Source organism: Streptomyces tendae (assembly GCF_014650435.1).
Lineage (GTDB): Bacteria > Actinomycetota > Actinomycetes > Streptomycetales > Streptomycetaceae > Streptomyces > Streptomyces tendae.
Genome location: NZ_BMUY01000005.1, coordinates 57,800 through 83,688, shown reverse-complemented (window position 1 = coordinate 83,688; position 25,889 = coordinate 57,800). Strand labels below are relative to the sequence as shown.

Here is a 25,889-nt window from a genome sequence, read left to right as displayed (position 1 = left end):
GCCCCGGTCCCGCTGTGCGGTGTGTTCAGCCGCCGAAGTAGGGCCGGTTGAAGACGGCCGGCCGATAGTGCGTGTAGCGGCCGGGCGCGTCCTGCGCCGCCCCGGTGAGCCGGTTCAGGCCCTGCGGTGTGGTGCTCGCCGACCAGCGTCCGGTCCTCAGCCGCTCGGTCATGGCGGTGATCGCCGCGACCTGCTCCCCGGGAGTGAAGGTGCAGTGCCCCACCGTGCTGAGGTAACTCTGCCGCAGCAGCGCCCCGTTGCCCGCCCTACGGACCGCGAAGCCGTACGACTGCTGCTGGGCCACCGTGGAGATCTGATCGCCGACCGGGTTGACGGTAAGGACCGGGATGCGCAAGTCGCCGTCGAAGACGATGCCCTTCTCCAGGTATCGCACCGCGTCCGGATCGGCCGTGATCCGGGGTTCCTCGGCCAGCGTCCGCAGGTCGGCGTCGAGGTCGAGCCCGGCGCGCGCGTACATCTCCCGTACCGTACGCCGCTGTTCGGGCTCCGCCGCCGCGTACTGCTCGGCGTAGTCGATCCCGGTGTTCCACGACGGGTTGCCGCCCGCCAGCGTCTCGATGGAACGGCGGCTGCTCATCGCCTGCCCGATGTACGGTTGCCTGCCGCCGGCCAGGGCGAGGAACATCCCCTCCTGGATCGCGTCGGCGTCGCCGGGACGCGGCCGGGGTGTGGCGTCGCCGTCGGCGTCCTGGCCCCATCCGGGAAGCTGCCCGACGGCCGCGGCCAGCGCTATCCGCGCCCGCCCCCGGGGCGTGGCCTGAGCTTCGGTGAGCGCCGCAACCCAGTCCCGGGTGGCCCGCTCGGTGTCGGCGGGAACACCGGTCACCGGCAGGGAGCGATCGGCGAACAGCAGGGACTTGAGTGTGAAGACGGTGTCGAGCTTCTGGTTCCACTGCCCGACCGCGCCGCCGAGACCCCCGCAGAAGGGCACCGCCGCGTCGAAGACATCGGGGTGGACCTGGGCGGTGCCGGCCGAGACGAAACCGCCCATCGAGCGCCCGGAGGCCACCGCCCAGCGGGGCGTGCCGACGGCGTCCTCGAACCGTTCCAGGGCTGCCGCCTGGTTGTCGATGGCGGCCGCGATGTTCCAGCCGGTGACCGTGCGGGTGGTGCCGCCGACCGCGTACCCGCGGTCGGTCAGCTCCCCGGTCAGTGGCTCGTCGGCGGCCCGGCTCGCGAAGTCCAGGTCGACGACGACCACCCCGTTCCAGCGGTTCGGCACCGCGAACCGGTACGGCGTGCCGTCGGCCAGTTCACCGCCGGTGCAGGTCACCCCCGAGGGGGAACCGGCGGGACACGGCCCGGTGTCCCGGCCGCCGGCCGCCGCGCTCGGCGCGGCGAGCGCCGCCGCTCCCGCCACCGCCATGCTCACGGCGATGGTCCGGCGTACTCGTCCTGACGACATGATGCTCCTCTTCGGCCGGTCCATCAGCGCACGACCGGCAGGGTGATCGACGACGGCTGGGCGGACGTGCGCCGCACGGTGTAGACGGGGGCGGGGCCGGTCTCGGCGCGTGCGCTCTCGCGCACATCCGCTCCGGTGACCGTGACCCGCAGCCGGTGTCCGGCCGGGACGACGGAGGACAGCGGCAGCATGTCGAGGTCCACGCGCTGCGTCCTGCCGTACGTCGGCATCGGTGCCGCGTCCCGCTCGTTGCTCCGGTGCCAGGGCGTGCCCAGCACGGCGTACGGGGCGTGCTGGGTGGAGCGCAGCGCCAGGCGGAGCCTGCCGTCGGTGAGGATGCGGACGGTGCCGTCCGGGGCGACGTCGGAGAGGTACACGAAGACGTTGCCGTCCGGAGCGGAGGAGGACATCCTCAGCGAGACGACCGGATGCCCGGTCAGTTCGGTGTCCTTGCCGAGCGGTGCCGTGGTGTAGGTCAGCCCCTTCTCGTCCTGCGGGCAGGTCTGTTCCTGGTCCAGGGGCTCGGGGCAGCTCACCGAGTAGTCCACGGTGTAGTCGTCCGCGCCGCCGTGACCGCGCGGCCGGGTGCCGGTGAGCGTGCCGTCGTTGACCGATTCGACGGTGCCGGTCGCACCGCCGCCCAGGTAGTAACGGGCGCCCTTGGCGCGCGAGTCCACCGGCCACCGCTCGGCGTCGCGCCAGGTGCCGGAACCGCCGGCGACCCCGGTGTAGTAGTGCACCGGTGGCTCCTCCATGACGCCGTTGTCGACGCCCTTGAGCCAGTGGTCGAAGAAGCGGTGGCGCTCCGCCACGATGTCGAACCCGTCGTACTCGCAGTGGTGCCACGGCCCGATGAGCACCTTGCTCGGATTGGACAGGGTCGCGGCGCTGACGAGGGTCTCCTTGCGGAAGTCGTCGTCCCAGCCGTCGAAGCTGTAGATCGGCACACCGGAGCGCTCGATGGCGTCCCGGTAGGTGGCCACGCTGTACTCGTTCCACGGGGCGGTGCCGACCGCGTCGACGTGGCTGTCGCGGAAGGGGGCGGCCTTCCACATGTCCCTCAGGGACGTGTTGGCCCGGTGCTGCTCCACCGCCTGGTTCAGCAGCTCACCGTCGAAGTCCGCGTCGACCGGCAGGTTGCGCAGGTCCTCCTCGCGGGTACGGGTGGGCCCCGCGCCCCAGTTGGCGCGGATTCCGCCGCGGTTGAACGCGTCGTACTTGTGGAACGAGTAGTTGCCCGCGAAGACCGCCTTGAGGTGGGGTGAGCCGGCGGTTGCCGCCTGCATCGCGGCGTCACCGGTGTTGGAGCAGCCGAACACACCGATCTGCCCGTCGCTCCAGGACTGCTCTGCCAGCCAGTCCATGACGTCGTAGGCGTCTTGGGACTCCTGCCGGGAGTGGTAGCCGGTCATGGTGCCGAACGAGGCGCCGTTGCCGCGCCGGTCGACGAAGGCCACCACGTAGCCGTACTTGGTGAGTTCCGCCATGCCGCTGGTGATGCCGCGCAGGCTGACCGAACCGTCGTCGGCGCGCGAGGCCCGGCTGAGCTGGTGCTCCCAGACCACCGGGAACGGCCGCTGTACCGGCTTGCCGTCGACGGCCGGTCGGTACAGGTCCACGGCCAGGCGCGTGCCGTCCCTCGCGGGCAGGTACTGCGAGGTGCGCACCCACTCGTCGTACAGGACAGGGGAGTACCCCGCGTACTCCCCGGGCCGTGAGACCCGTGGCTCGGTGCCGGCCACGGCCGGGGCGGCGGCGGTGCCGGTCATGAGCAGTACCAGGAGCGTGATGAGGATCCGCCTCAGCTTCACCGGTTCCCTCCCGCACCGTTGAGCGGGGTGCTGTGCGGTGCGGTGGTGTCCGGTTGGTTCAGCACGGCGGTGGCGGTGACGACCGGCGTGGTGGCCAGTGCGGCGAGCACGGGAGAACGCACGGAACGTTTCACGGTCTTTGACCTCTCGTCGAACGTGGCATGCCCGCAACACGATGGTCTCTGTGTGATACGACCGTCAATATAAGTGTCGCGTTTATTTTGGACGTGCCGGTCTACGACACCCGAGGTGCGAAGGAGCGCTGCCACACGATGGCCAACTCACGGTCCAGGGAGACGCCCACCGAGGAAGGATCAACCGCATTTCGCTCATGATCGTGCTACCGGCGAAGTCCGCCGGCGTCGGCCCGCGGTCTCAGACGACGAGCCATTCGTCGGCGCGGACGGTGCTCTGTATATGTCCACCCGTGCGAGTGAGCTGTACAGGGATGACTGTCGACCGGGACAGGGGCAGCCTCGGTCACGGCCGGGCACGAGAGCGGGGCTCTCGTCTGTGCAGACCCGAAGTCCGGCGAGCGCGGGCTGTGTTGCAGGCCGACTTCGGTGCGAAGCGACTGCCTCGATCTCTGGGTCTTCGACTTCTGTTACCGCCCCCTCGGCACCGCGCTCCTGCGGGAGGGCAGCGCGCGCGGCTGCCGGGTGATGCACGGGGGCGGGGTCCTGGTGAACCAATCGGCCCGGGCATTCCGGCTCGTCGCCGGTCCGTCCCCGCACACTGCCCGTATGTACGGGGACTTCGCCGACCTGACGGCCGGGCCGCAGGCACACACCTGACCAAGGCGAGCCACATGTGCTCACCGCCCGGTGAGCGACGTCGTCAGCCGCCGGTGGATCCGCGTGCCGCGTGCTGCGCCGCCAGGCGGACCGGTGCGTTCGGGGCGCCGTAGCCGCGGTAGTCGCCGTCCCGCTGGACGAGTTCGAAGAAGACCCGGCCGACGGTGTGCGTGTAGCAGTGCCGGAAGGTGCCGTGGTCGTCGCGGTCGTAGAGGATGCCCAACTCCCGGTACGTCTCCAGCTCGCCGTCGGGGAACTCGAAACGGGCCGCGAGGTCGGCGTAGTAGTTGTCGGGGATCGGCAGCAGTTCGCCCCCGGCCGCCCGGTGGGCGCGGGCCGCGGCGACCACGTCGTCGGTGGCCAGGGCGATGTGCTGGGCGTGCGCGGTGTCGTCGACGGGTGCCGCGCCGACGGTCAGCACGATGCGGACCGCGCCGTCGTCGGTGGTGACGGCGCGGCTGCGCAGCAGGCCGTAGGGGTCGGCGACGTCCACGCTCTCCTGCGGCCGCAGCCCGAGGACGGCGCGGTGGAAGAGTGCCGCCTCGTCGAACTGGTGCCAGGGCTGGGTGAGGGAGAGGTGGTCGACGCGCCAGCCGGCGTCGTCGCCGGGAGTGGGCGCGGATTCCCCGACTTTCTCGAAGTCCGCGCGCCAGTCGGGCAGTTGGGGGTGTCCGGTGGCGCAGAAGAACAGCTCCGTGCCGTCGGGTGCGGCGACCGCCTCCAGCGGTGCGTCCCCGGGACTCCGGCGGCGCGGCAGTACCGGTGCCAGCAGTGCCTCGGCGCGATGGGCAGCGGCGGCGGGGTCGGGTGACTCCAGGCCGACGGCGGCCAGCCGGGTGCCTTCACGGCGCTCGGCCGGTCCGGTGTTGACCAGGATGCGGGCGTCGCCCCGCTGCCACAGGTCGACGGGCTTGCCCCGGTGCCGTGCGGTCCGGGCGAAGCCCAGGGCGCCGAGCACGGCCGAGACGGGGGCGGCGTCGGGCGTGACCAGTTCGGCGAAGGCGACGCCGGTGGGCGCGGTGAGCGGGGGCAGTGCGGCGGTGGCGACCTGTTCCTGGAGGACCAGCAGGGAGCGCCGGGCGTCGACGGCGGTGGGACCGGCATCGGACTGCCGGAAGACGTCGTTGAAGACTTCCAGGGAAAGGGGCCCGGTGTATCCGGCGCGCAGGACGTGCCTCAACAGCCCGGCGAGGTCGAAGCCGCCCTGCCCGGGGAAGCAGCGGTAGTGGCGGCTCCACTGGAGGACGTCCATCGCGAGCAGCGGGGCGTCGGCGAGCTGAAGGAAGAAGATCTTGTCGCCGGGGATGTCCCCGATCCCTTCGAGGTCCTTCGGGTCGCCGTACCGGGAGAGGATGTGGAAGCTGTCCAGGCAGGTGCCGAGCGCCGGGTGCCCGGCGGCCTCGACGACGCGCCAGGCGTGGTCGTAGGTGCTGATGTGCCGGCCCCACGCCAGCGCCTCGTACGCGACCCGGATGCCGTGGTCCTGCGCCAGACCGGCCAGTCGGCCGAGCTGCTCGGCGGCGAGGGCGTCGTCGTCCACGGCGTGCGGCGAGACGCTGGAACACACCAGGACGGTGTCCGCGCCCAGCCTGCGCATCAGCTCGAACTTGTGCCGCGCACGACGCAGGGCGCGGGCGAACTCCCGCTCGGGCAGTGCCTCGACGTCCCGCATGGGTTGGTAGAGGTCGATGGTGAGCCCGAGGTCGGCGCAGCGGGCGCGGATCTCCTCGGGGGCCAGGGAGGAGGCCAGCAGGTCGTTCTCGAAGATCTCCACGCCGTCGAAGCCGGCCCGGGATGCTGCCGTGAGCTTCTCGGTGAGGGAGCCACTCAGTGAGACGGTGGCGATGGACGTGCGCACGTCGTACCTCTTCCTACTTCGGGGCGCCCACGGCCCCGGCCAGGTCGGTGATGTCGGCGAGCATCCGAGCGGCGTCCGGCTCCCGCCCGGTGAACAGCTGGAACGCGTCTGCGGCCTGGAAGACGGCCATGCCGCCGCCGTCGAGCGTCGTGCAGCCCAGGGCGCGTGCGGCGCGCAGCAGTTCGGTCTCCAGCGGGCGGTAGACGACCTCGGCGACCCACAGCCCGCGATGGAGCAGTTCGGCGGGCAGTGGCAGCCCGGGGTGTGCGGCCATGCCGGTCGGGGTGGCATGGATGACGCCGTCGGCGGCCCTCAGCAGCCCGGGCAGCCGGTCGGCGGCGGCGTGGCCGGCCCGACCGTTGCCGAAGTGCCGGTTCAGCGAGGCGGCGAGGCCGGCGGCCCGGTCGGGCACGGCATCGACGACGGTGACCCGGCCGGCGCCGAGGTTGAGCGCGGCGTGGGCCACGGCCGCGCCCGCGCCGCCCGCACCGAGCTGCACGATCCGCTCCAGGGGTGCGTCGGGCAGTCCGCGGGCGAAGGACGCGGCGAAGCCGGTGACGTCCGTGTTGTGTCCGGTGGTGCGGCCGTCGTCGTCGAAGACGACGGTGTTGACGGCTCCGAGCGCCTCCGCCTGCGGAGCGAGGGCGTCCAGGTGCCCGATGACGTGCTGCTTGCACGGGTGCGTGATGTTCAGTCCGTCGAAGCCCAGGTCCCGGGCGGCGCGCAGCAGGTCGCCCACGGCTTCGGGCGGGACGCCGAGGGTGTGGATGTCGATCAGCCGGTACACGTAGCGCAGACCTTGCCGGTCGGCCTCCCGCTCGTGCAGTGCCGGGCTGAGCGACGGGCCGATGCCGGAACCGATCAGTCCGACGAGATACGAGTCCTTGGCCACCGGGGACGACCTCCTGAACGGCTCGGGCTGTCATCCGAGCGGGATAATGTACGAACCAGTACGTTAGTCATAGCAGGAGGTCGGGTCCGACGGGAAGAAGCCAGGTGGAAAAGTGGGAGCCTTCTACAATCACCGACACGCCAGCCCCGAGCCCCGCCCGCAGCCGAAGGAATGTGATGACCAGCGTCGACGAACCGGCACGAAGCGGCGCGCGCACCCGCGACGCCGCCCGCACCCAGGCCGAGATCCTCGACGTCGCGACGCGTGAGTTCGCCCGGGCCGGCTACGACGGAGCCCGTGTCGACGAGATCGCCGCACGGACCCGCACCACGAAGCGGATGATCTATTACTACTTCGGCAACAAGGAACAGCTGTTCACGGCCGTGCTGGAGCGGGCGTACGGCGTGATCCGGGAGGCCGAGCAGGAGCTCGACGTCGACCACCTGGACCCGGTGGCCGCCATCCGGCGCCTCGCCGAGCTGACCTTCGACCACCACGAGCGGCACCCCGACTTCATCCGCCTGGTCAGCATCGAGAACATCCACGACGCGGCGCACATCGCGTCGTCGGAGATGCTGGCCAGCATCGGCTCCCCGGCACTCGACGTGATCCGCCGCATCCTGGAGGAGGGGCAGCGCACCGGCCTCTTCACGGCCGACGTCGATGCCGTCGACCTGCACGCCATGATCAGCTCCTTCTGCTTCTTCCGCGTCGCCAACCGGCACACCTTCGGTGCCCTGTTCGGCCGCGACCTGGTCGCCCCGGAGCAGCGGGAACACTACCGGGCGATGCTGGGCGACATGGTGATCGCGTACCTGACGGCGGAGCGCACGGCGGGCTGAGCGGCACGGCCGCAGGGCGGGGCACCTCTTGACACGCGGGAAACCTACGCGCAACATCCCTTCCCAACCGCGACTAACTACCCAGTGGGTTAATTAGCGTGCGGCAACCCCCTCCGCTCCCTCCGCCCACGGCGGAGTCCCCCGAAGGAGTACGCCGTGTCCGTCCCCGCCCCCGCGTCCCAGAGCGCCGCCTCGCCCGGCCAGCCGAAGAAGGCCGCCACCGCCGCCTGGATCGGCAGCGCGCTGGAGTACTACGACTTCTTCATCTACGGCAGCGCGGCCGCGCTGATCTTCCCCGACGTCTTCTTCGACGAGTCCGACCCGGCCACCGCGACCCTGCTGTCACTGGCCACCTTCGGCGTCGCGTACGCCGCCCGCCCGGTCGGCGCCTTCTTCCTCGGCCACGTCGGCGACCGCACGGGCCGCAAAAAGATCATGGTGTTCACGCTGATCCTCATGGGCGTGTCGACCTTCCTCATCGGCTGTCTGCCCACACGCGACCAGGTCGGCACCCTCGCCCCCGTCCTGCTGGTTGTCTGCCGTGTCCTCCAGGGCATCTCGGCGGCGGGGGAGCAGGCCAGCGCCAACTCCATGACCCTGGAACACGCGCCGCCGCACAAACGCGGCTTCTTCACCAGCTTCACCCTCAGCGGCACCCAGGGCGGCCAGCTGCTCGCCACCCTGGTCTTCCTCCCCGTCGCGGCGCTCCCCGAGGACCAGTTGCTGGCCTGGGGCTGGCGCGTACCGTTCTGGCTGAGCGTGGTGGTGGCCGCCGTCGGCTACGTCATCCGCCGCAAGCTGGACGAGACTCCGGCCTTCGCCCAGCAGGCCGCGACGGAGGGCGTGGCGAAGATGCCGCTGGCCGTACTGGCGCGCGACCACTGGGCGGATGTCCTGCGGGTGGTCGCGGGCGCGCTCATCGCCTCGGTCAGCACCATCTTCACGGTGTGGGCGCTGGCGTACGCCACCAGCGACTCGGTCGGCATGTCCCGTACCGCCATGCTGTGGGTCGGTGCCCTGGCCAACGTCGCCGCGCTCGCCGCGATCCCGCTGTGGGCGACACTGTCCGACCGGATCGGCAGGCGTCCGGTGTTCCTGATCGGCGCGGTCGGCAGCGCGGTGACCATGTTCCTGTACCTGTGGGCCATCTCCACGGGCTCCTACCCGCTGACGTTCCTGATGGGCATCGTCGCATTCGGCGTCGTCTACAGCGCCGCCAACGGCGTGTGGCCCGCCTTCTACGGCGAGATGTTCTCCACTCGGGTCCGGCTGTCGGGCGTGGCGATCGGCACGCAGATCGGCTTCGCGGTGGCCGGCTTCGCGGTCACCTTCGCCGCGCAGATCGCCGGTCCGGACGGCGACGACTGGGTCGCGGTGGCGCTGTTCACGGCGGCGCTGTGCGTCCCGCCGGTGATCGCCGCGCTCTCGGCCCGCGAGACCCACAAGGTCCCGACCGAGGAGCTGGGTGGGCAGGCCCGCCGGGAGGCCGCACGGCCGGAGTCGGTGACGGCCTGACACCGGATGCCCGGGGGCCCGGACGTGTCTCCCCACGCCGCGCCCGCCCGCACTCACCGGTCGGCGAACCCGGTGTGCGTCATGGTGGCGACCACCCCCGCCACCTTCACGTCCACGACGACCTTGCCCCTGGTCCACCTGGTCGACGTGCCGTCCGGCGCGCCCAGCGTCTCGAGGACCGACACGGGAAGGCGCTCCCGGTCGCCGGGCTCGGGATAGAAGGCGATCAGGCACAACCGGCCGCGGGCGTTGAAGGCGTACTGGGCGTCCATCGTGACCCCGCAGAACGTCTCGGGGCCTCGTCCCGTGACCCACCACTCGCCGTTCTCCTGCGCCGCGCCCGGGAACCTCGCCCGGAAGTCGGCGACGCCCGCTCCCCAGGCCAGGCCGTTCCAGCCCTGTGCGAGGGAACGCTCGGGGGCGGTCGTGCCCGCGTGGTCCGGGGTGTCGCGGCCGTCCCTGCGGCGGGTGGGGATCAGTCGCGCCAGCCCGCGGCGCCGCTGCGGAGAAGGGGGCGCCGGCGGGGCGTCGGGTGCGACCCCGGCCTCGTAGGTCTTCGTGTCGCCGTCGGCAGGAGTGCCCGCGAACGTCGTCCCGGCTGCCCCCGGGGTGGTGTCGGTGTCGGTGTCCGCGTCCGTGGCCCCGCCCGGGGCGGTGTCGCCGTCCGTTCCGCCGGTGCCGACGCCGTGCGCGGCCTCGAACTCGCTGATCATGCGGGTGATCGCGGCCGGGACCCAGTGGTCCGTCACGGTGTCGCCGGACAGGGAGTCGAGGATGCCGGCCGCGGTGGGACGGGTGTCCGGGTCCTTGGCCAGACAGGCGGCGACCAGGCCGCGCAGTTCGTGATCGACCAGTGCGAGGTCCGGCTCCTCCTGAACGATCCGGTAGAGCATCGCCGCGGGATGCCCGTCACCGAACGGGGCGCGACCGGTGGCGGCGAACGTCAGCACCGAACCGAGGGCGAACACGTCGCTGGCCGGCCCGATCCCGCGGTCCCCACGCGCCTGTTCGGGCGACATGTAGGCCGGGGTGCCCGCGACGACGCCGCTGACCGTGTGCGACGAGGCTTCCAGCGCCCGCGCGATGCCGAAGTCGATGACGCGCGGTCCGTCGGCCGCCACGATGACGTTGCCCGGTTTGAGGTCGCGGTGCACGAGACCGCAGCGGTGGATGGCGTCGAGCCCCTCGGCCAGACCGGCCGCCAGCACCCGCAGCGCACCGGCCGGCAGTGCGCCGTGCTCGCCCACCACCGTGTACAGCGAGGGTCCGGGTACGAAGGCACTGACCAGCCAGGGGCGTTCCGCGTCCGGATCGGCGTCGACGACCTGCGCGGTGAAGAAGCCGCCGACCCGCCGGGCCGCCTCGACCTCGCGGGCGAAGCTCCGCCGGAACGCGGCATCGGCTCCGTACTCCGGGCGGATCACCTTGACGGCCACGGGTCTTCCGCCCGCCGACCGTCCGAGGAACACCTGGCCCATGCCACCGGCGCCGAGCCGGCCCACGAGTCGGTACGCGCCTATGCGCTCCGGATCCCCTGCCTTCAGTGCCTCCATCGGCCCCCCTGGTCGCCCGACTTCGGAGATCTTCCCAGACAGCGGCCCGATACACAGGCGGTTGGCGCCTTCGTGGCCCGACTCGCGCGTCAGTCGGCCAGATCGGCGGCGCGCCGGCGCAGGGCGTGCACCAGTGCCCCGGTCGGTGCCGTGGCCCGGCCCGGCAGGCAGACCATGTCGATGCGTCGTACCTCCTCGGCGACGCCGGTGACGTCGACGAAGCGCACGCCGCGCGGGACGACGGGCAGCAGTGCCGGCGAGGCCGTGGTGATGCCCGCACCGGCCGCCACCAGGTGGAGCTTGGTCAGCCAGTCGCGGGCGGTGTGGGCGATCCGGGGGCGGCCGGGCAGCCCCGGCCAGACGCCGAGCAGCGGATCGCCCATGCCGCCGGGACCGGCGATCCAGGCTTCGGAGGCGATGTCCGCGACGTCGGCGGTGCCGCGTTCGGCGAAGCGGCTGTCCGCCGGAACGGCCAGGGTCAGGCGCGTCTCCAGCAGGGGTTCGACGTGCAGGGGCGGGTCGTCGGTGTCGGGCGAGCGGTGCGGGGGCCGGGAGGTCAGCAGTGCCAGGTCGAGGGTGCCGCTGCGCAGCGCACGTACCAGTGCGGGGGTACTCCCCTCCCGCGTCGCCACCCGCACGCGGGGGCGTTCGGAGCGCAGCGCCGTCAGGGCGTCGGCCACCACCACCGCGCCCGCCGCGGGGAAGTACCCCAGGCGGACCCGGCTCGTGGCGTCCTCGACCCCGCGCAGTTCCCGGTCGGCCGCCTCCAGTGCGTCCAGGGCGGCGACGGCGTGGCGCAGCAGGGCCCGGCCCTCGCCGGTGGGCCGTACGCCGCCGGGGAAACGGTCGAACAGCCGGGCCCCCGTCGCCTGCTCCAGCGAGGCCACCTGACGGGAGACCGCCGACTGCGTGTACCCGAGACTGTGCGCGGCCGCCGTGAAGGTGCCCCGCTCCGCCACCTCGCGCAGCACCCGCAGCCCGATCAGCGTCACATCGGCCATCCCCATGAGGTCGCAGCATATCCGGCATGCCCAACATTCGCTGTCGGAATGGCCGGTGGGCTCCTAGCGTCGGTGCCATGCCTTTGATCAGCATCTCCCTGCGCCAGGGAACCACGCCCGAGCACCGTCGTCTCGTCTCCGAGGCGCTCCACGAGTCCATGGTCGACGTCCTGAAGATCCCGCGGGACGACCAGTTCCACGTCTTCCACGAGGTCCCGGACGACAACTTCGTCATGCAGCCGGTGGTGTTCGGCATCCGGCGCAGCCGGCGGACCCTGTTCATCCAGCTGTCCTTCAACGAGCGCAGCGCGGAGCAGAAGGCGGAGCTCTTCCGGGCGATCGTCGACAACCTCCGGCTGCGCGCGGGCGTCCCCGAGGAGGACGTGATGCTGATGGCCGTCGAGACGGCGCGGGAGAACTGGTGGGCCGCCGGCCGCGTCGTCGATCCCGTCACCGGCTACGACGAGCGCATGACCGACGGGCCCCACCTGCCCGACGGCCGCGGCGACGCGGGCCGGTAGCTGCAGCGGCCCCCTTCACCCACCGGCGCCGCCGGGCGCCCGCCGTACCGCGCCCGGTGGCGCCGTGCTCTGCCGTACGACGAGATGGGTCGCCAACTCGATGCGGCGGCCGGCCCGGCCGGGGTCGTCCGGGTGGAAGAGCATGCGGGTGGCCTCCTCGGCCATGTGCCGCAGCGGCTGGTGGACGGTGGTCAGCGGCGGGCTCGACCACTGGGCCAGCGGCACGTCGTCGTAACCGACGACCGAGAGGTCCTGAGGGACCCTCAGACCGCGGACGCGGGCCGCCTCCAGCACCCCGAGTGCCTGGAGGTCGCTGCCCGCGAAGACCGCCGTCGGCCGGTCGGGACCGGCGAGCAGGTCCGTGCCGTGTGCGAAGCCGCTCTCCACGCTGTAGTCGCCGTACCGGACCAGGGCCGGGTCGATCGGCAGGCCCGCCATGGTCATCGCCGAGCGGTAGCCGTCGAGCCGGGCCAGTGAGCACAGCATGTCCTCGAACCCGGTGATGATCGCGACGCGTTCGTGCCCGTGGTCGGTGAGGTGCCGGGTCGCCGCCAGCCCCCCGGCCCAGTTGGCGGAGCCGACGGACGGGACGTCGGGGTCGGGGTCGCCGGCCGGGTCGACGATGACGAAGGGGATGTCCCAGGACCGCAGCCGGTGCTTGACCTCTACGGGGAGCGAGGAGAAGACCAGCACGACACCCAGCGGCCTGCGCCTGAGCACGCCCTCGATCCAGTCCGGCGCGGGTGCGTGCCGGGTGCCGCTGCGGGTGAGCACGACCTCGGTCCGGTTGGCCTTGGCGACGTCTTCCACGCCCCGGACGAGTTCCATCGCCCAGACGCTGTCCAACTCGTGGAAGACGAGTTCGACCAGGGGCGAGCGCGGTGGGCTCGCGGTGCGGCGGCGGTAGCCGTGCACCTCGAGGAGCCGCTCCACCTTCGCCCGGGTGGCGCTGGAGACATCCGAACGACCGTTGAGGACCTTCGAAACTGTCGGGGGCGAGACCCCCGCCTCTTTCGCCACCTCGGCCAGGGTGACTCTGGCGCTCACCTCAACTTCATCGTGCATGCAGGCAGGATAGGCCATGCGATCGATAACGTTTTGAGACGGCAGCCGCACGGCCATTGACCAGAAATCCGGTCTCACTTTACTGTCCGACCAGCATGGACTTTCGGTGATGGCGCCGAAACTTTCGAAAGGCGAACGATGAAGACACGTGCGCGCTTGCCCAGACTGGTCGCCACCGGTGCGACGCTCGCCCTGGCGCTGAGCCTGTCGGCCTGCGGTGACGGGAACGGCGGGGCGTCGTCGGACGACGGCAAGATCCATGTCCTGGTCTACGGGGACGCCAGCAACAAGGTCGAACAGCAAGTCATTGATACTTTCAACAAGACGTCCGACGTCAAGGCGGTGCTCGACACCATCCCCGGTGCCGACTACCAGACGAAGCTCCAGACCATCATCAACACCCCGCAGGCCCCGGACGTCTTCTTCAACTGGGGCGGCGGCAGCATCAAGCCGTTCGTCAAGGCGGACCTGCTGCTGCCGCTCGACGACTTCATCAAGAAGAACCCGGACCTGGAGAAGAAGTTCCTGCCGTCCGTCTTCGAGAGCGGCGTCGTCGACGGCAAGCCCTACGGCGTCCCGATGCGCGGCACCCAGCCGGTCCTGCTCTTCCACAACAAGAAGGTCCTCGAGGACGCGGGCGTCCAGCCGCCGAAGACCTGGGACGAGCTGCTCGCCGCGGTGGACAAGCTCAAGGACGCGGGAGTCACCCCGATCGCCCTCGGCGGCGGCGACGTGTGGCCCACCCAGATGTGGTTCCAGTACCTCTACGACCGCATAGCCGGTCCGGAGCTGTTCGCCAAGGCCGTCGGCGGCGACAAGAGCGCCTGGGAGAGCGCGGACAGCAAGAAGGCCCTGGACATGATCAAGGAGCTCGTCGACACCGGCGCCTTCGGCAAGAACTACGACTCCGTCAAGTACACCAACGGCGGCTCGGTCCAGCTGGTGGCCTCCGGCAAGGCCGGCTTCGAGCTGATGGGCTCCTGGTACTACTCCCAGCAGCTCACGGACCACCCGGACTTCGCCGAGAAGGGCCTCGGCTACAGCGCCTTCCCGACCGTCGAGGGCGGCAAGGGCGACGCGGCCAACGTGGCCGGCAACACCAACAACTACTACTCGGTGATGAAGAAGACCAAGCACCCCGAGGCGGTCGCCGAGTTCCTGAAGCTCATGTACTCCGACGAGTTCGTCAAGGCGCAGCTGGACATCGGCAACCTGCCGACCACGACCAACACCGACAAGTTCATCGACGGCTCGGGCACCCCCGAGTACTCGCGCTTCCAGTACGACCTCGTGTCCAAGGCCCCGTCCTTCCAGCTGTCCTGGGACCAGGCGTACCCGCAGAAGGCCAGCTCGGACCTGCACAAGGCCATCCAGCAGTTCTTCAACGGACAGCTCGACACGGACGGCTTCATCAAGGCCATGCAGGCCCTCCCGACCGAGTGACGAACGGCTCATGACCACACACCTCACGAGCGCTCGGCCCGCCGCCGGACCCCGCAAGGAGTCCCGGCGGCGGCCGCCCGCCCCGTCCGCGACGACGGTGGGCCGCCCCGGCTTCGGCTGGGCGGTGCCCGCCGCACTGTTCTTCTTCCTCTTCGCGATCGTCCCGCTGATCATGGTGGCGGTGCTGTCCTTCATGAGCTGGGACGGCATCAGCTCGCCCGAGTTCGTCGGCACCGACAACTGGTCGCGCCTCATCGACGACCCGGTCATGCTCAAGAGCATCTGGCTGACCCTGCTGCTGACCGCGCTCGGCGTGGTCCTGCAGACTCCGCTGAGCATCCTGCTCGGCGTCTGGGCGGCCGGCCACCAGCGCAACCGCGCCGTCCTGTCCGTCATCTACTTCATCCCGCTGCTGCTGTCCGCGACGGCCGTGTCCGTGCTGTGGCGGGCGCTGCTCGACCCGAACTTCGGCATTCCGGCCGAGGCGGGCTGGCTCTTCGGCGACGGCAACCTCTTCGGCGAACAGAACACCGCCATCGGGGTGCTGGCCTTCGTCAGCACCTGGCAGTTCACCCCGTTCCACACGCTGATCTACCAGGGCGCCGCCCGCGCCATCCCGCCGGTGCTCTACCAGGCCGCGGAGATCGACGGGGCGGGCCGCTACCGGCAGTTCTTCCACATCACCCTGCCGCAGCTGCGCACCTCCATGATCACCTCGATGATCCTGATGATCGTCGGCGGACTGACCACGTTCGAGACGGTCCTCATCCTGACCCAGGGCGGTCCCGGCACCGACACCACCATCAGCGCCTACTACATGTACGACAAGGCGTTCAAGAGCTTCGACTACGGCATCGGCTCCGCCATCGCGCTGGCCCTGGTCGTGGCGGCCACGATCATCTCGCTGATCGTCGTCCGGGTCTCCGGCTACGACAAGATGCGCAGCTCCATGGAGGGTGTGTCATGAGGCGCCGACCCAACTACGTGGCCGGCGTCGGCTCGCTCGTCTGGCTCGTCCTGGTCGGACTCCCGCTGTACGTGATGCTCGCCGCGACCCTGCGCACCCGCCAGGACTACGCCGAGAACGGCCCGGTCTCGCTCCCGGACAGCTTCACGCTGGACAACTTCACCGGCGCCTTCGACTCGGGCTTCGGCCAGTACTTCCTCAACACGCTCGTCGTCACCGCCTGCGTGATCGGCATCGTGCTGCTGCTGGTACCGCCGCTCGCCTACGCCATCGTCCGCAGCCGCGGCCGGGCGACGTCGGCGATTTTCCGGCTGTTCCTGCTCGGCCTCGCCATCCCGGCCCAGGCCGTGATCGTGCCGATGTTCTACCTGATCAGCGAAGCAGGGCTGTACGACAACCTGCTCGGCGTCATCCTGCCCACGGCCGCGTTCTGCCTGCCGATGTCCGCGCTCATCCTCAGCGGCGCCATGCGCGACATCTCCCCGGAGCTGTACGAGGCCATGGCGATGGACGGCGCCAGCCCGCGGCGCATGTTCTTCCAGCTCGTCGTGCCGCTGTCCCGCGGGGGGCTGTCCACGATCGTGGTGTTCTCCGCGCTCCAGGCGTGGAACGGCTTCCTGTTCCCGCTCGTGCTGACCCAGTCCGAGTCCACCAAGGTGGTCACCCTGGGCCTGTACAACTTCCAGACCGCGCACGGCATCGACATCCCCGGTCTGCTGGGAGCCGTGGTGCTGTCCATGGTGCCCATCCTGCTCGTCTACCTGTTCGCCCGTCGTGCCCTGGTCCAGGGGCTGATGGGTGTCGGAGGAAAGTGACTGCCGACGTGGCCGTAGAGACCACCCCCGAAATCCCCCTCTGGAACGACCCCACCCACCCCGTCGCCGCCAGAGTCGACGCGCTCGTCGCCGCGATGACCCTCGAGGAGAAGATCGCCCAGCTGTACGGCGTGTGGGTGGGCGCCTCCGACAAGGGCGGCGAAGTCGCCCCCCACCAGCACGACATGGAGGAGGCCGTCGACCTCGACGCGCTGCTCCCCACCGGACTGGGCCAGCTGACCCGCCCGTTCGGCACGGTCCCCGTCGACCCCGCGCTGGGTGCTCTGTCGCTCATGCGCAGCCAGGCCCGCATCACGTCGGCCAACCGGTTCGGCATCCCCGCCCTCGCGCACGACGAGTGCCTGGCCGGCTTCGCCGCCTGGGGCGCCACCGCCTACCCCGTCCCGCTGTCCTGGGGCGCCACCTTCGACCCGGACGCGGTGCGCCGGATGGCCGCCGCCATCGGCCGCGACATGCGCTCCGTCGGCGTCCACCAGGGCCTCGCACCCGTCCTCGACGTGGTCCGCGACGCCCGCTGGGGCCGGGTCGAGGAGACCATCGGCGAGGACCCCTACCTCGTCGGCACCATCGGCACCGCGTACGTGCGGGGCCTGGAGTCCGCCGGGATCGTCGCCACCCTCAAGCACTTCGTCGGCTACTCCGCCTCCCGCGCCGGACGCAACCTCGCGCCCTCGTCCGTGGGCGCCCGCGAGCGGGCCGATGTCCTGCTGCCGCCGTTCGAGATGGCCGTCCGCGAAGGCGGCACCCGCTCCGTGATGCACGCCTACACCGACATCGACGGCGTGCCGGCCGCGGCCGACGAGACGCTGCTGACCGGTCTGCTGCGCGACACCTGGGGCTTCGAGGGAACCGTCGTCGCCGACTACTTCGGCATCGCCTTCCTCAAGACGCTGCACGGCATCGCCGGCGACTGGGCCGGCGCCGCGGGTGCCGCGCTGGGGGCGGGCGTGGACGTCGAGCTGCCCACCGTCAAGACGTTCGGCGCGCCGCTCGTCGAGGCGGTCACGGAGGGCCGGGTCCCCGAGGCGCTCATCGACCGGGCGCTGCGCCGCGTCCTCGCACAGAAGGCGGAACTGGGACTGCTCGATCCGGACTGGAGCCCCGTCCCGCCCGCGCTCGACGGGGTGGACCTCGCGGATCCGGAGGCGCTGCGCGGCAGCATCGACCTGGACCGGTCCGAGAACCGGGAACTGGCCCGCGAGATCGCCGAGAAGGCCGTGGTCCTGCTCAGCAACGACGGCACCCTGCCGCTCGACCGGCCCCGCCGCATCGCCCTGGTCGGCCCCAACGCCACCGAGGCCACCGCCGTACTCGGCTGCTACTCCTTCCCGCGCCACGTCGGGGTGCAGCACCCGGAGGTCCCGGTCGGCATCGACCTGCCCACCCTGCACGACACCCTCACCGCCGAGTTCCCCGAGGCGGACATCACCGTCGCCCGCGGCACCGGAGTCGACGACGGAGAGGTCTCCGGCATCGGCGCGGCGGTGGACGCGGCCCGCGGGGCGGACGTCGTCGTGGCCGTCCTCGGCGACCGCGCGGGCCTGTTCGGGCGCGGCACCAGCGGCGAGGGCTGCGACGCCGAGTCCCTCGCGCTGCCCGGCGCCCAGCAGCAACTCCTCGACGCGCTGCTCGACTCCGGCACGCCGGTGGTCACCGTGCTGCTCGCCGGACGGCCCTACGCGCTGGGCCGCGCCGTGGCGGAGTCCGCCGCGATCGTGCAGTCGTTCTTCCCCGGCGAGGAGGGCACCGCCGCGATCGCCGGCGTGCTCGGCGGACGGACCAGCCCCACCGGCAGGCTGCCCGTCAGCGTGCCCGGCAGCGCGGGTGCCCAGCCGACCACCTACCTCGGGGCGCGGCTCGCCCAGGCCAGCGAGGTGTCCAACATCGACCCGACACCGGCCTTCGGCTTCGGGCACGGGCTCACGTACACCACGTTCGCCTGGAGCGACCTCGTGGCGCACACCAAGGAGGCGCCGACCGACGGCGAGTTCTCGCTGGAACTCACCGTCCGCAACACCGGCGAACGGCACGGCACCGAGGTGGTGCAGCTCTACCTGCACGACCCGGTCGCCTCCGTCGTCCAGCCGGTGCAGCGCCTCGTCGGCTACACGCGGGTGCCACTGGCCCCCGGTGAGGCCCGCCGAGTGCGCGTCGTGGTGCCCGCCGACCTCGCCTCGTTCACCGGCCGCGACGGCCGCCGCGTCGTCGAACCGGGCGACCTGGAGCTGCGGTTCGCGTCCTCCAGCACCGAGCCGCGGCTGACGGCGACGGTCGCGCTCACCGGGCCGCAACGGCCGGTCGACCACACCCGGCGGCTGCACGCGGTGTTCACGCACGAGGCGCAGGAGACACAGGAGGCCGTCGAGGGCGCCTGAGCCGCCGGCTCGGGAGCCGAGCGGTGGTGCCGGGTCCGTGTTCCCGGCGCCACCGCTCGCCGCGCGGTTCAGCGCACGACGTCGAAGACGTTCTTCTGGATGCCGTTGGCGTAGGCCTCGTGCTCGACGAGCCTCAGCTTCTGGGCGTCCTTGTCCGTGTCGCTGAACAGCCGCTTGCCCGCACCGAGGAGGAGCGGGAAGACCAGCAGGTGGTAGCGGTCGATCAGACCGGCGTCCGACAGGCTCCGGTTCAGGGCGGCACTGCCGTGGACGATGATCGGGCCGCCCTCGGTCTCCTTCAGCGCGGCGACCTCGTCGAGCGAGCGCAGGATCGTCGTCTCGCCCCAGTTCGTCACCAGGTCGTCCTCGGTGAGGGTGGTGGAGACGACGTACTTCGGCATCTTGCGGTACTCGGGAAACTCCTCCATGTCCGGCCACACCGGGCTGAACGCCTCGTAGCTGACCCGGCCGAGGAGCAGTGCCGCGGCTTCGCCCTGCTCCCGGCCCTTGATCTCGTACGCCTCGGGGAGGAAGTCCACGAGCTTGAAGGTCCAGCCGGAGTTCCGGTAGCCGGGCTCGCCGCCCGGGGCCTCCACGACACCGTCGAGCGAGACGAAGGCGGTGCTGATCAGAGTACGCATGCGGGGATCCTCAACGTTTCGTGTCCGGTCTGTGTACCCCTACGACCCGGGGCCGGGGAAAAACTCATCGGTCCCCCCTCCGGGGCGGGTGTTCGAGGGTGCTCGCAGCGCGTCGACCGCGTGCAGGGCCACGTGCAGTTCGGTGCGCTGCTCGCCGGACTCGAGGTCACTGCCGAGCAGCCGCTCGATGGTACGCAGCCGTTGGTAGACCGTCTCCCGGGACAGACCGGCCGAACGGGCGGCCACCGTCTTGTTGCCCGCGGCTTCCAGATAGCCGCGCAGGGTCGCCACGAGGTCGGTGCCGTGCCGGGCGTCGTGGTCGAGCAGCGGGCCCAACCGCCGTTCCGCGTACTCCTGGACGCGGAGGTCGTCGCGCAGCGCGTACAGCAGGCGACGCAGCCCGATGTCGGACCGCTCGTGGAAGGAACGGCCGGCCGGGAGGGGACGCCCGGGTTCGGTGGCCTCGGCCACTCGGGCCGCCTCGCGGAACGAGCGCGCCGCGTCGGCGAGGTCCTCGGCCGGCGCGCCCGCGCTCACCGTCGCGCCCGGGACCGCGGCCAGGGCGGTGCGGCTCACCTGCTCGACCGCCTCGCGCCACGGCCGGGACGGGCGCAGCGCCAGCAGTACGCCCAGGCGGGTGGAGGAGAGGAGCCCGACGAGGGCCCGCGCCCCCGTCGCGGTCAGCTCCTCGCAGAGCCGGGTCTCGACCGCCCCGGTGTCCGGTCCGGGCGGCAGGTCGGCGAGGACGGAGACGAACCGGGCGTGCTCCGTCGGCAGCCCCAGGGCCGAGACCCGGGCCCGCGCGTCCGCGGGGGAGCGGTGCCGCCGCTCGACCAGGTCGCGCAGGGCGTTGCGGTGGGCGGTGCGCTCCCAGGGCGTGGCGTGGGTGAGACGGGCGATGGTGAGCGCCATCGCGGTCCGCTCCAGCACCGTGGCGTCCTGCGGTCCGAAGGTCCGGCCGGCGAGCGCGCCGGGGAGCATGACCACCCGGCCCCACCGCTCGCCCCGGTACTCCACCGGGGCCGTGAGCCAGCCCTCGGGGCCGGACACCCCGGCGCGGTCGGTGGCCGGCGTGGTGCGTGAGCGCCGTTCCCAGTCCGCGAGCGCGTCCCGGACCGGGGCCCCGGGCGGCTCGCAGACCAGCGCCAGGTGGACCAGGTTCTCCAGCACGACCGTACGGCCGCTCATCTCCGCCGCGGCGCGCAGCACCTCCTCGGGCCCCGCACCGCGCAGGGTGAGCGCGGTGAACGCCTCGTGGACGCGCTGGGTCCGGCGGATCGCGTCCGCCTGGTGGCCGACGATCAGGGTGTGCACGACCTGGGTGACCTCCAGGAAGTTGACGTCCCTGGCGAGCGTGACGAGCGGCAGCCCGCGCGCACGGCAGGCCCGGACCAGAGCCTCGGGCGGCCGGTGATAGCGGCGTACCAGCTCGATGACGAGGGCGGCGGCACCGACGGCCGCGAGTTCGTCGACGTAGCGGCGGACACCGGCGGGGTCGTCGGGCAGGGGCATGCCGGTGGTGAGGACGAGTTCGCCGCCCTTGAGGAAGGAAGCGGGGTCCGTCAGCTCGGTGACGTGGACCCAGCGGACCGGGCGATCGAGGTGCTCCTCACCGGTCACCACCCGCGGTTCGCCCCCGGCCAGGACCGGCAGGGCCAGCACGTCGGCCACGGTGGGCGGCCGGTCCGACGGGCCCGGCTGCCGGTGCTCGCTCACGCTGCCTCCCTGTGCACCCAGGTTACGCCGAACGCCTGACACATCGTCCGGACACGCTGCCCCGGCCGGACAGATCACGCGTTGCCGCGCCCGCCGGGGCGGGAAGGCTGGCAGGACCGCAGGAGACCGACGAACAGGCCGGGAGACGAGCATGACCGCACTGTCGCCGCACCTTCGCCAGGCCACCCCCGTGGTGGCGGTCCGGGGCGAGGGCGTCCACCTCGACGGCGAGGACGGCCGCCGCTATCTGGACTTCACCGCCGGTATCGGCGTCACCAGCACCGGCCACTGCCACCCCAGGGTCGTGGCCGCCGCCCAGGAGCAGGTCGCCACCCTGGTCCACGGCCAGTACACGACCGTGATGCACCCGCCGCTGCGGCGCCTGGTCGACAAGCTCGGCGAGGTGCTGCCCCAGGACCTGGACAGCCTGTTCTTCACCAACTCCGGCAGCGAGGCGGTCGAGGCCGCGCTGCGCCTGGCCCGGCAGGCCACCGGACGGCCCAACGTGCTGGTCTGCCACGGCGGCTTCCACGGCCGCACGGTCGCCGCCGCCTCCATGACCACCTCCGGCACCCGTTTCCGCTCCGGGTTCTCACCGCTGATGAGCGGCGTCGTCGTCACTCCCTTCCCGACGGCCTTCCGCTACGGCTGGGACGAGGAGACCGCCACCCGCTTCGCCCTCAAGGAGCTCGACTACACCCTCCAGACGATCTCCGCGCCCGCCGACACCGCCGCCGTGATCGTCGAACCGGTCCTCGGCGAGGGCGGCTACGTCCCCGCGAACCGCGCCTTCGTCCAGGGCCTGCGCGAGCGCGCCGACCGGCACGGCTTCCTGCTGATCCTCGACGAGGTGCAGACCGGTGTGGGCCGCACCGGCCGGTTCTGGGGCCACGAGCACTTCGGCGTCACCCCCGACATCCTCGTCACCGCCAAGGGCCTGGCCAGCGGCTTCCCGCTGTCCGGCATCGCCGCCCCGGAGGAGCTGATGCGCAAGGCGTGGGCGGGCTCGCAGGGTGGGACGTACGGCGCCAACGCGGTGGCGTGCGCGGCGGCCTGTGCCACGCTGGACGTCGTACGCGACGAGAAGCTCGTCGAGAACGCCGAGACGATGGGCGCCCGGCTCCGCCGGGGCCTGGAGGCGGTGGCGTCCCGGACCCCGGCCATCGGCGACGTACGGGGCATGGGGCTGATGCTGGCCAGCGAGTTCGTCACCGGGGACGGCGAGCCGGACCCCGAGACCGCCGCCCGGGTGCAGCGGGCCGCCGTCGACGAGGGATTGCTCCTGCTGCTGTGCGGGGCCTGGAACCAGGTGGTCCGGATGATCCCGGCCCTGGTGATCGACGAGGCGGGCGTGGACGAGGGGCTTCGGGCGTGGGCCGCCGCCGTCGAGGCCGGTACGTCGGGAGCGGCGGGACGATGACGGCCGCCGCGCACCGCTTCACGCGCCCCGCGGGGACAACGCACCGGCGATCAGGAGGGACCCCATGACCGACATCCCCGACACCCCCACACAGCTCTTCCTCGGCGGTGCCTGGGTGGACGCCGCGGACGGCGCCGTCATGCCCGTGGACGACCCCGCGACCGGCGAGATCCTGGCCCACGTCGCCGACGCGGGACCCAAGGACGCCCGGCTGGCCGAGGAGGCGGCGGTCCAGGCGCAGCAGGAGTGGGCCCGGACGGCGCCGAGGGCGCGCAGCGAGATCCTGCGCCGCGCCTACGAGATCGTCCTGGAGCGCACGGACGCGCTGGCCCGCCTGATGACCTCCGAGATGGGCAAGCCGCTGGCCGAGGCCCGGGGCGAGGTCGCCTACGCGGCGGAGTTCTTCCGCTGGTTCTCCGAGGAGGCCGTCCGGATCGACGGCGGGCACGGCGTCCTGCCCGACGGCCGCAACCGCATGCTGCTGTCCCGGCGCCCGGTGGGCCCCTGTCTGCTGATCACCCCGTGGAACTTCCCGCTCGCCATGGGCACCCGCAAGATCGGCCCGGCGGTCGCGGCCGGCTGCACCATGGTGCTCAAGCCGGCCCCGCAGACCCCGCTCTCCAGCCTGGCCCTGGCCTCGATCCTCAAGGAGGCCGGGCTGCCCGACGGGGTGCTGAACGTCGTCACGACCTCGCGGGCGGGGGAGGTGTGCGAACCGCTCCTGCGCGGCGGGCGCATCCGCAAGCTGTCCTTCACCGGTTCGACGGCCGTCGGCCGGCTGCTCCTGGCACAGTGCGCGGACACCGTCGTGCGGACCTCGATGGAGCTGGGCGGCAACGCGCCGTTCGTCGTCTTCGACGACGCGAATCTCGACGCGGCCGTGGACGGCGCGATGGTCGCCAAGATGCGCAACATGGGCGAGGCGTGCACCGCCGCCAACCGCTTCTTCGTGCACCGCTCGGTGGCGGGGGAGTTCGCCGACCGGCTCGCCCGCCGGATGGGCGCGCTGGTGGTGGGTCCCGGCACCAGCGACGGCGTCGACGTCGGACCGCTCATCGACGCCGCCGGGCGGGCCAAGGTCGAGGAGCTGGTCGCCGACGCGGTGGAGCGCGGCGCGCGGGTACTCGTCGGCGGCACCACGCCGGAGGGTCCCGGCTGCTTCTACCCGCCCACGGTGCTCACCGACGTCTCCCCGGACAGCCGCCTGACGGCGACGGAGATCTTCGGCCCGGTCGCCGCGATCCTCACCTTCGACGACGAGGACGAGGTGGTCCGCCGGGCCAACGACACCCCGTGGGGGCTCGTCGGTTACGTCTTCACCGAGGGCCTGGACCGTGCCCTGCGGGTCAGCGAGCGCCTGGAGGTCGGCATGGTCGGCCTCAACACCGGCCTGGTCTCCAACCCCGCCGCACCCTTCGGCGGCGTCAAGCAGTCGGGGCTCGGCCGGGAGGGGGGCCGGGTCGGGATCGAGGAGTTCCTGGAGTACCAGTACGTGGCGCTGCCGACCGGGTGACACAGACGATGCGGAGCGGGGCTTTGCATGGTCATGCGTAATCATGCATACTCTTCCTATGTCCAAGGTCCTCACCTCCCTCCCCACCGGCGAGCGCGTCGGTATCGCCTTCTCGGGCGGCCTCGACACCTCGGTCGCGGTCGCGTGGATGCGTGACAAGGGCGCCGTCCCCTGCACGTACACCGCCGACATCGGCCAGTACGACGAGCCCGACATCGCCTCGGTGCCCGACCGCGCGAAGACGTACGGCGCCGAGGTCGCGCGCCTGGTCGACTGCCGCGCGGCGCTGGTCGAGGAGGGGCTGGCCGCGCTCACCTGCGGGGCGTTCCACATCCGCTCGGGCGGGCGCGCGTACTTCAACACCACGCCGCTGGGCCGTGCCGTCACGGGCACCCTCCTCGTCCGGGCGATGCTCGAGGACGACGTCCAGATCTGGGGCGACGGCTCCACGTTCAAGGGCAACGACATCGAGCGGTTCTACCGGTACGGCCTGCTCGCCAACCCGCAGCTCAGGATCTACAAGCCGTGGCTTGACGCGGACTTCGTGACGGAGCTCGGCGGGCGCAAGGAGATGTCGGAGTGGCTGGTCGCCCACGACCTGCCCTACCGGGACTCCACGGAGAAGGCGTACTCCACCGACGCCAACATCTGGGGCGCCACCCACGAGGCCAAGACCCTGGAGCACCTCGACACCGGCGTGGAGACCGTGGAGCCCATCATGGGCGTGCGGTTCTGGGACCCGTCGGTCGAGATCGCGCCCGAGGACGTGACCATCGGCTTCGACCAGGGCCGCCCGGTGACGATCAACGGCAAGGAGTTCGCCTCCGCGGTCGACCTGGTCATGGAGGCCAACGCCGTCGGCGGCCGGCACGGCATGGGCATGTCCGACCAGATCGAGAACCGGATCATCGAGGCCAAGAGCCGCGGCATCTACGAGGCGCCCGGCATGGCCCTGCTGCACGCCGCCTACGAGCGCCTGGTCAACGCCATCCACAACGAGGACACCCTCGCCCAGTACCACACCGAGGGGCGGCGCCTGGGCCGGCTGATGTACGAGGGCCGCTGGCTGGACCCGCAGTCGCTGATGATCCGCGAGTCGCTGCAGCGCTGGGTCGGCTCGGCGGTCACCGGCGAGGTCACCCTCAGGCTGCGGCGCGGCGAGGACTACTCGATCCTCGACACCACCGGCCCGGCCTTCAGCTACCACCCGGACAAGCTGTCCATGGAGCGCACCGAGGACTCCGCGTTCGGCCCGGTGGACCGGATCGGCCAGCTGACCATGCGCAACCTGGACATCGCCGACTCCCGCGCCAAGCTCGAGCAGTACGCCGGGCTCGGCCTCATCGGCACCGGCAGCCCCGCCATCGGCGCCGCGCAGGCCGCCGCGACCGGGCTGATCGGCGCCATGCCGGAGGGCGGCGCGCAGGCCATCGCCTCCCGCGGCGAGGTCTCCGCCGACGACGAGCTGCTGGACCGCGCCGCGATGGAGTCCGGCACCGACTGATCCGGCCGTCCCCGCGACCCGGGGACCCCGCACCGGCGAGGGCCGGCTCGACGCCTGAGGGCGTCGAGCCGGCCCTTCTGCTTGCCCCGTCCGTTGCTGCTCCTCGTACGCGACTTGCGCGACTTGCGAGCCCGGAGCAATCCTTCTGGCATCCCTTGTCTCTTCGTTGCCTGTTCAAGTGCTACGCAAGCGCTTC

At 71.8% G+C, this 25,889-nt stretch carries 21 protein-coding genes; 11 read left to right on the top strand and 10 right to left on the bottom strand.

The window, feature by feature from the left end; translation table 11 throughout:
* Window positions 1-25: 25 nt before the first annotated feature.
* From IE258_RS15180 to IE258_RS41710, 3 genes are read right to left on the bottom strand one after another with little or no spacing between them, the layout of a single operon-like run.
* Window positions 26-1,426, bottom strand: a complete 1,401-nt coding sequence (locus IE258_RS15180) for a hypothetical protein (RefSeq protein ID WP_229892119.1) — start codon at window positions 1,424-1,426, stop codon at window positions 26-28.
* 23 nt (window positions 1,427-1,449) lie between these two features.
* Complete coding sequence (locus tag IE258_RS15175) at window positions 1,450-3,237, bottom strand: CocE/NonD family hydrolase (protein WP_189743740.1); 1,788 nt, start codon at window positions 3,235-3,237, stop codon at window positions 1,450-1,452.
* A complete protein-coding gene (locus IE258_RS41710; protein WP_268256320.1) occupies window positions 3,234-3,359 on the bottom strand; it encodes a hypothetical protein in 126 nt (41 codons plus the stop codon). The genes IE258_RS15175 and IE258_RS41710 overlap by 4 nt, the downstream gene beginning before the upstream one ends.
* 441 nt (window positions 3,360-3,800) lie before the next feature.
* Here IE258_RS41710 and IE258_RS15170 point away from each other — a divergent pair, with 441 nt between their 5' ends.
* Window positions 3,801-4,031, top strand: a complete 231-nt coding sequence (locus tag IE258_RS15170; RefSeq protein WP_189743738.1) for a hypothetical protein — start codon at window positions 3,801-3,803, stop codon at window positions 4,029-4,031.
* Between the two features lie 43 nt (window positions 4,032-4,074).
* Here IE258_RS15170 and IE258_RS15165 read toward each other — a convergent pair whose 3' ends face one another.
* Together IE258_RS15165 and IE258_RS15160 are read right to left on the bottom strand one after the other, a co-directional pair.
* Window positions 4,075-5,889 carry a bifunctional sugar phosphate isomerase/epimerase/4-hydroxyphenylpyruvate dioxygenase family protein gene (locus IE258_RS15165; protein ID WP_189743736.1) on the bottom strand — a complete coding sequence of 605 codons (1,815 nt, stop codon included), beginning with the start codon at window positions 5,887-5,889 and terminating at the stop codon, window positions 4,075-4,077.
* A 13-nt stretch (window positions 5,890-5,902) separates the two neighbouring features.
* Entirely contained in the window at window positions 5,903-6,781 is an 879-nt protein-coding gene (locus IE258_RS15160) for a shikimate dehydrogenase (protein ID WP_189743734.1), read from the bottom strand.
* Window positions 6,782-6,957: 176 nt separating this feature from the next.
* Here IE258_RS15160 and IE258_RS15155 point away from each other — a divergent pair, with 176 nt between their 5' ends.
* Together IE258_RS15155 and IE258_RS15150 are read left to right on the top strand one after the other, a co-directional pair.
* The gene (locus IE258_RS15155; RefSeq protein WP_189743732.1) at window positions 6,958-7,623 is read left to right on the top strand and encodes a TetR/AcrR family transcriptional regulator; all 666 of its coding nucleotides are present in this window, start codon (window positions 6,958-6,960) and stop codon (window positions 7,621-7,623) included.
* Window positions 7,624-7,779: 156 nt separating this feature from the next.
* Window positions 7,780-9,138, top strand: coding sequence for an MFS transporter (locus IE258_RS15150; protein ID WP_189743730.1), 1,359 nt, complete (start codon window positions 7,780-7,782; stop codon window positions 9,136-9,138).
* Between the two features lie 53 nt (window positions 9,139-9,191).
* Here the strand turns inward: IE258_RS15150 and IE258_RS15145 are convergent, their stop codons facing one another.
* Together IE258_RS15145 and IE258_RS15140 are read right to left on the bottom strand one after the other, a co-directional pair.
* Complete coding sequence (locus IE258_RS15145; RefSeq protein WP_189743728.1) at window positions 9,192-10,691, bottom strand: serine/threonine-protein kinase; 1,500 nt, start codon at window positions 10,689-10,691, stop codon at window positions 9,192-9,194.
* A gap of 89 nt (window positions 10,692-10,780) precedes the next feature.
* The gene (locus IE258_RS15140) at window positions 10,781-11,698 is read right to left on the bottom strand and encodes a LysR family transcriptional regulator (RefSeq protein ID WP_189743727.1); all 918 of its coding nucleotides are present in this window, start codon (window positions 11,696-11,698) and stop codon (window positions 10,781-10,783) included.
* A gap of 71 nt (window positions 11,699-11,769) precedes the next feature.
* Here IE258_RS15140 and IE258_RS15135 point away from each other — a divergent pair, with 71 nt between their 5' ends.
* Window positions 11,770-12,213, top strand: a complete 444-nt coding sequence (locus IE258_RS15135; RefSeq protein WP_189743726.1) for a tautomerase family protein — start codon at window positions 11,770-11,772, stop codon at window positions 12,211-12,213.
* A 15-nt stretch (window positions 12,214-12,228) separates the two neighbouring features.
* On the opposite strand, the gene IE258_RS15130 is transcribed toward IE258_RS15135, so the two are convergent.
* Window positions 12,229-13,278, bottom strand: coding sequence for a LacI family DNA-binding transcriptional regulator (locus IE258_RS15130; RefSeq protein ID WP_189743725.1), 1,050 nt, complete (start codon window positions 13,276-13,278; stop codon window positions 12,229-12,231).
* A 138-nt stretch (window positions 13,279-13,416) separates the two neighbouring features.
* On the opposite strand from IE258_RS15130, the gene IE258_RS15125 reads away from it, so the two are divergent.
* The 4 genes from IE258_RS15125 to IE258_RS15110 are packed head-to-tail and all read left to right on the top strand — an operon-like array spanning window position 13,417 to window position 18,899.
* Window positions 13,417-14,721, top strand: a complete 1,305-nt coding sequence (locus IE258_RS15125; RefSeq protein ID WP_159326214.1) for an ABC transporter substrate-binding protein — start codon at window positions 13,417-13,419, stop codon at window positions 14,719-14,721.
* Window positions 14,722-14,731: 10 nt separating this feature from the next.
* Window positions 14,732-15,688, top strand: coding sequence for a carbohydrate ABC transporter permease (locus IE258_RS15120; protein WP_189743724.1), 957 nt, complete (start codon window positions 14,732-14,734; stop codon window positions 15,686-15,688).
* Window positions 15,685-16,503, top strand: coding sequence for a carbohydrate ABC transporter permease (locus IE258_RS15115; protein WP_189743723.1), 819 nt, complete (start codon window positions 15,685-15,687; stop codon window positions 16,501-16,503). Before IE258_RS15120 ends, IE258_RS15115 begins: the two co-directional genes overlap by 4 nt.
* Window positions 16,500-18,899, top strand: coding sequence for a beta-xylosidase/alpha-l-arabinosidase (locus IE258_RS15110; protein WP_189743722.1), 2,400 nt, complete (start codon window positions 16,500-16,502; stop codon window positions 18,897-18,899). The genes IE258_RS15115 and IE258_RS15110 overlap by 4 nt, the downstream gene beginning before the upstream one ends.
* Before the next feature lie 68 nt (window positions 18,900-18,967).
* Here the strand turns inward: IE258_RS15110 and IE258_RS15105 are convergent, their stop codons facing one another.
* Together IE258_RS15105 and IE258_RS15100 are read right to left on the bottom strand one after the other, a co-directional pair.
* Window positions 18,968-19,540 carry a dihydrofolate reductase family protein gene (locus IE258_RS15105; protein WP_189743721.1) on the bottom strand — a complete coding sequence of 191 codons (573 nt, stop codon included), beginning with the start codon at window positions 19,538-19,540 and terminating at the stop codon, window positions 18,968-18,970.
* A gap of 39 nt (window positions 19,541-19,579) precedes the next feature.
* Entirely contained in the window at window positions 19,580-21,256 is a 1,677-nt protein-coding gene (locus IE258_RS15100) for a PucR family transcriptional regulator (protein ID WP_189743720.1), read from the bottom strand.
* Window positions 21,257-21,407: 151 nt separating this feature from the next.
* Between IE258_RS15100 and IE258_RS15095 the strand changes: the two genes are divergently transcribed.
* From IE258_RS15095 to argG, 3 genes are all read left to right on the top strand, one after another.
* On the top strand, window positions 21,408-22,676 hold the full coding sequence (locus IE258_RS15095) for an aspartate aminotransferase family protein (protein ID WP_189743719.1): 1,269 nt from the start codon (window positions 21,408-21,410) through the stop codon (window positions 22,674-22,676).
* A 73-nt stretch (window positions 22,677-22,749) separates the two neighbouring features.
* Window positions 22,750-24,189 (top strand): NAD-dependent succinate-semialdehyde dehydrogenase, encoded by a 1,440-nt coding sequence (locus tag IE258_RS15090; protein ID WP_189744390.1) that lies wholly within the window; start codon window positions 22,750-22,752, stop codon window positions 24,187-24,189.
* A gap of 58 nt (window positions 24,190-24,247) precedes the next feature.
* Window positions 24,248-25,693: an argininosuccinate synthase gene (argG, locus tag IE258_RS15085; protein WP_159326220.1), complete on the top strand. Its 1,446-nt coding sequence runs from the start codon at window positions 24,248-24,250 to the stop codon at window positions 25,691-25,693.
* Window positions 25,694-25,889: the final 196 nt, after the last annotated feature.

Bases quoted from the DNA above. Each gene is read 5' to 3' on its own strand.
- IE258_RS15180 (WP_229892119.1), bottom strand. From the start codon at position 1,426: ATGTCGTCAGGACGAGTACGCCGGACCATCGCCGTGAGCATGGCGGTG.
- IE258_RS15155 (WP_189743732.1), top strand. From the start codon at position 6,958: ATGACCAGCGTCGACGAACCGGCACGAAGCGGCGCGCGCACCCGCGAC.
- IE258_RS15145 (WP_189743728.1), bottom strand. From the start codon at position 10,691: ATGGAGGCACTGAAGGCAGGGGATCCGGAGCGCATAGGCGCGTACCGA.
- IE258_RS15140 (WP_189743727.1), bottom strand. From the start codon at position 11,698: ATGGGGATGGCCGATGTGACGCTGATCGGGCTGCGGGTGCTGCGCGAG.
- IE258_RS15135 (WP_189743726.1), top strand. From the start codon at position 11,770: ATGCCTTTGATCAGCATCTCCCTGCGCCAGGGAACCACGCCCGAGCAC.
- IE258_RS15130 (WP_189743725.1), bottom strand. From the start codon at position 13,278: ATGCACGATGAAGTTGAGGTGAGCGCCAGAGTCACCCTGGCCGAGGTG.
- IE258_RS15125 (WP_159326214.1), top strand. From the start codon at position 13,417: ATGAAGACACGTGCGCGCTTGCCCAGACTGGTCGCCACCGGTGCGACG.
- IE258_RS15120 (WP_189743724.1), top strand. From the start codon at position 14,732: ATGACCACACACCTCACGAGCGCTCGGCCCGCCGCCGGACCCCGCAAG.
- IE258_RS15115 (WP_189743723.1), top strand. From the start codon at position 15,685: ATGAGGCGCCGACCCAACTACGTGGCCGGCGTCGGCTCGCTCGTCTGG.
- IE258_RS15105 (WP_189743721.1), bottom strand. From the start codon at position 19,540: ATGCGTACTCTGATCAGCACCGCCTTCGTCTCGCTCGACGGTGTCGTG.
- IE258_RS15095 (WP_189743719.1), top strand. From the start codon at position 21,408: ATGACCGCACTGTCGCCGCACCTTCGCCAGGCCACCCCCGTGGTGGCG.
- argG (WP_159326220.1), top strand. From the start codon at position 24,248: ATGTCCAAGGTCCTCACCTCCCTCCCCACCGGCGAGCGCGTCGGTATC.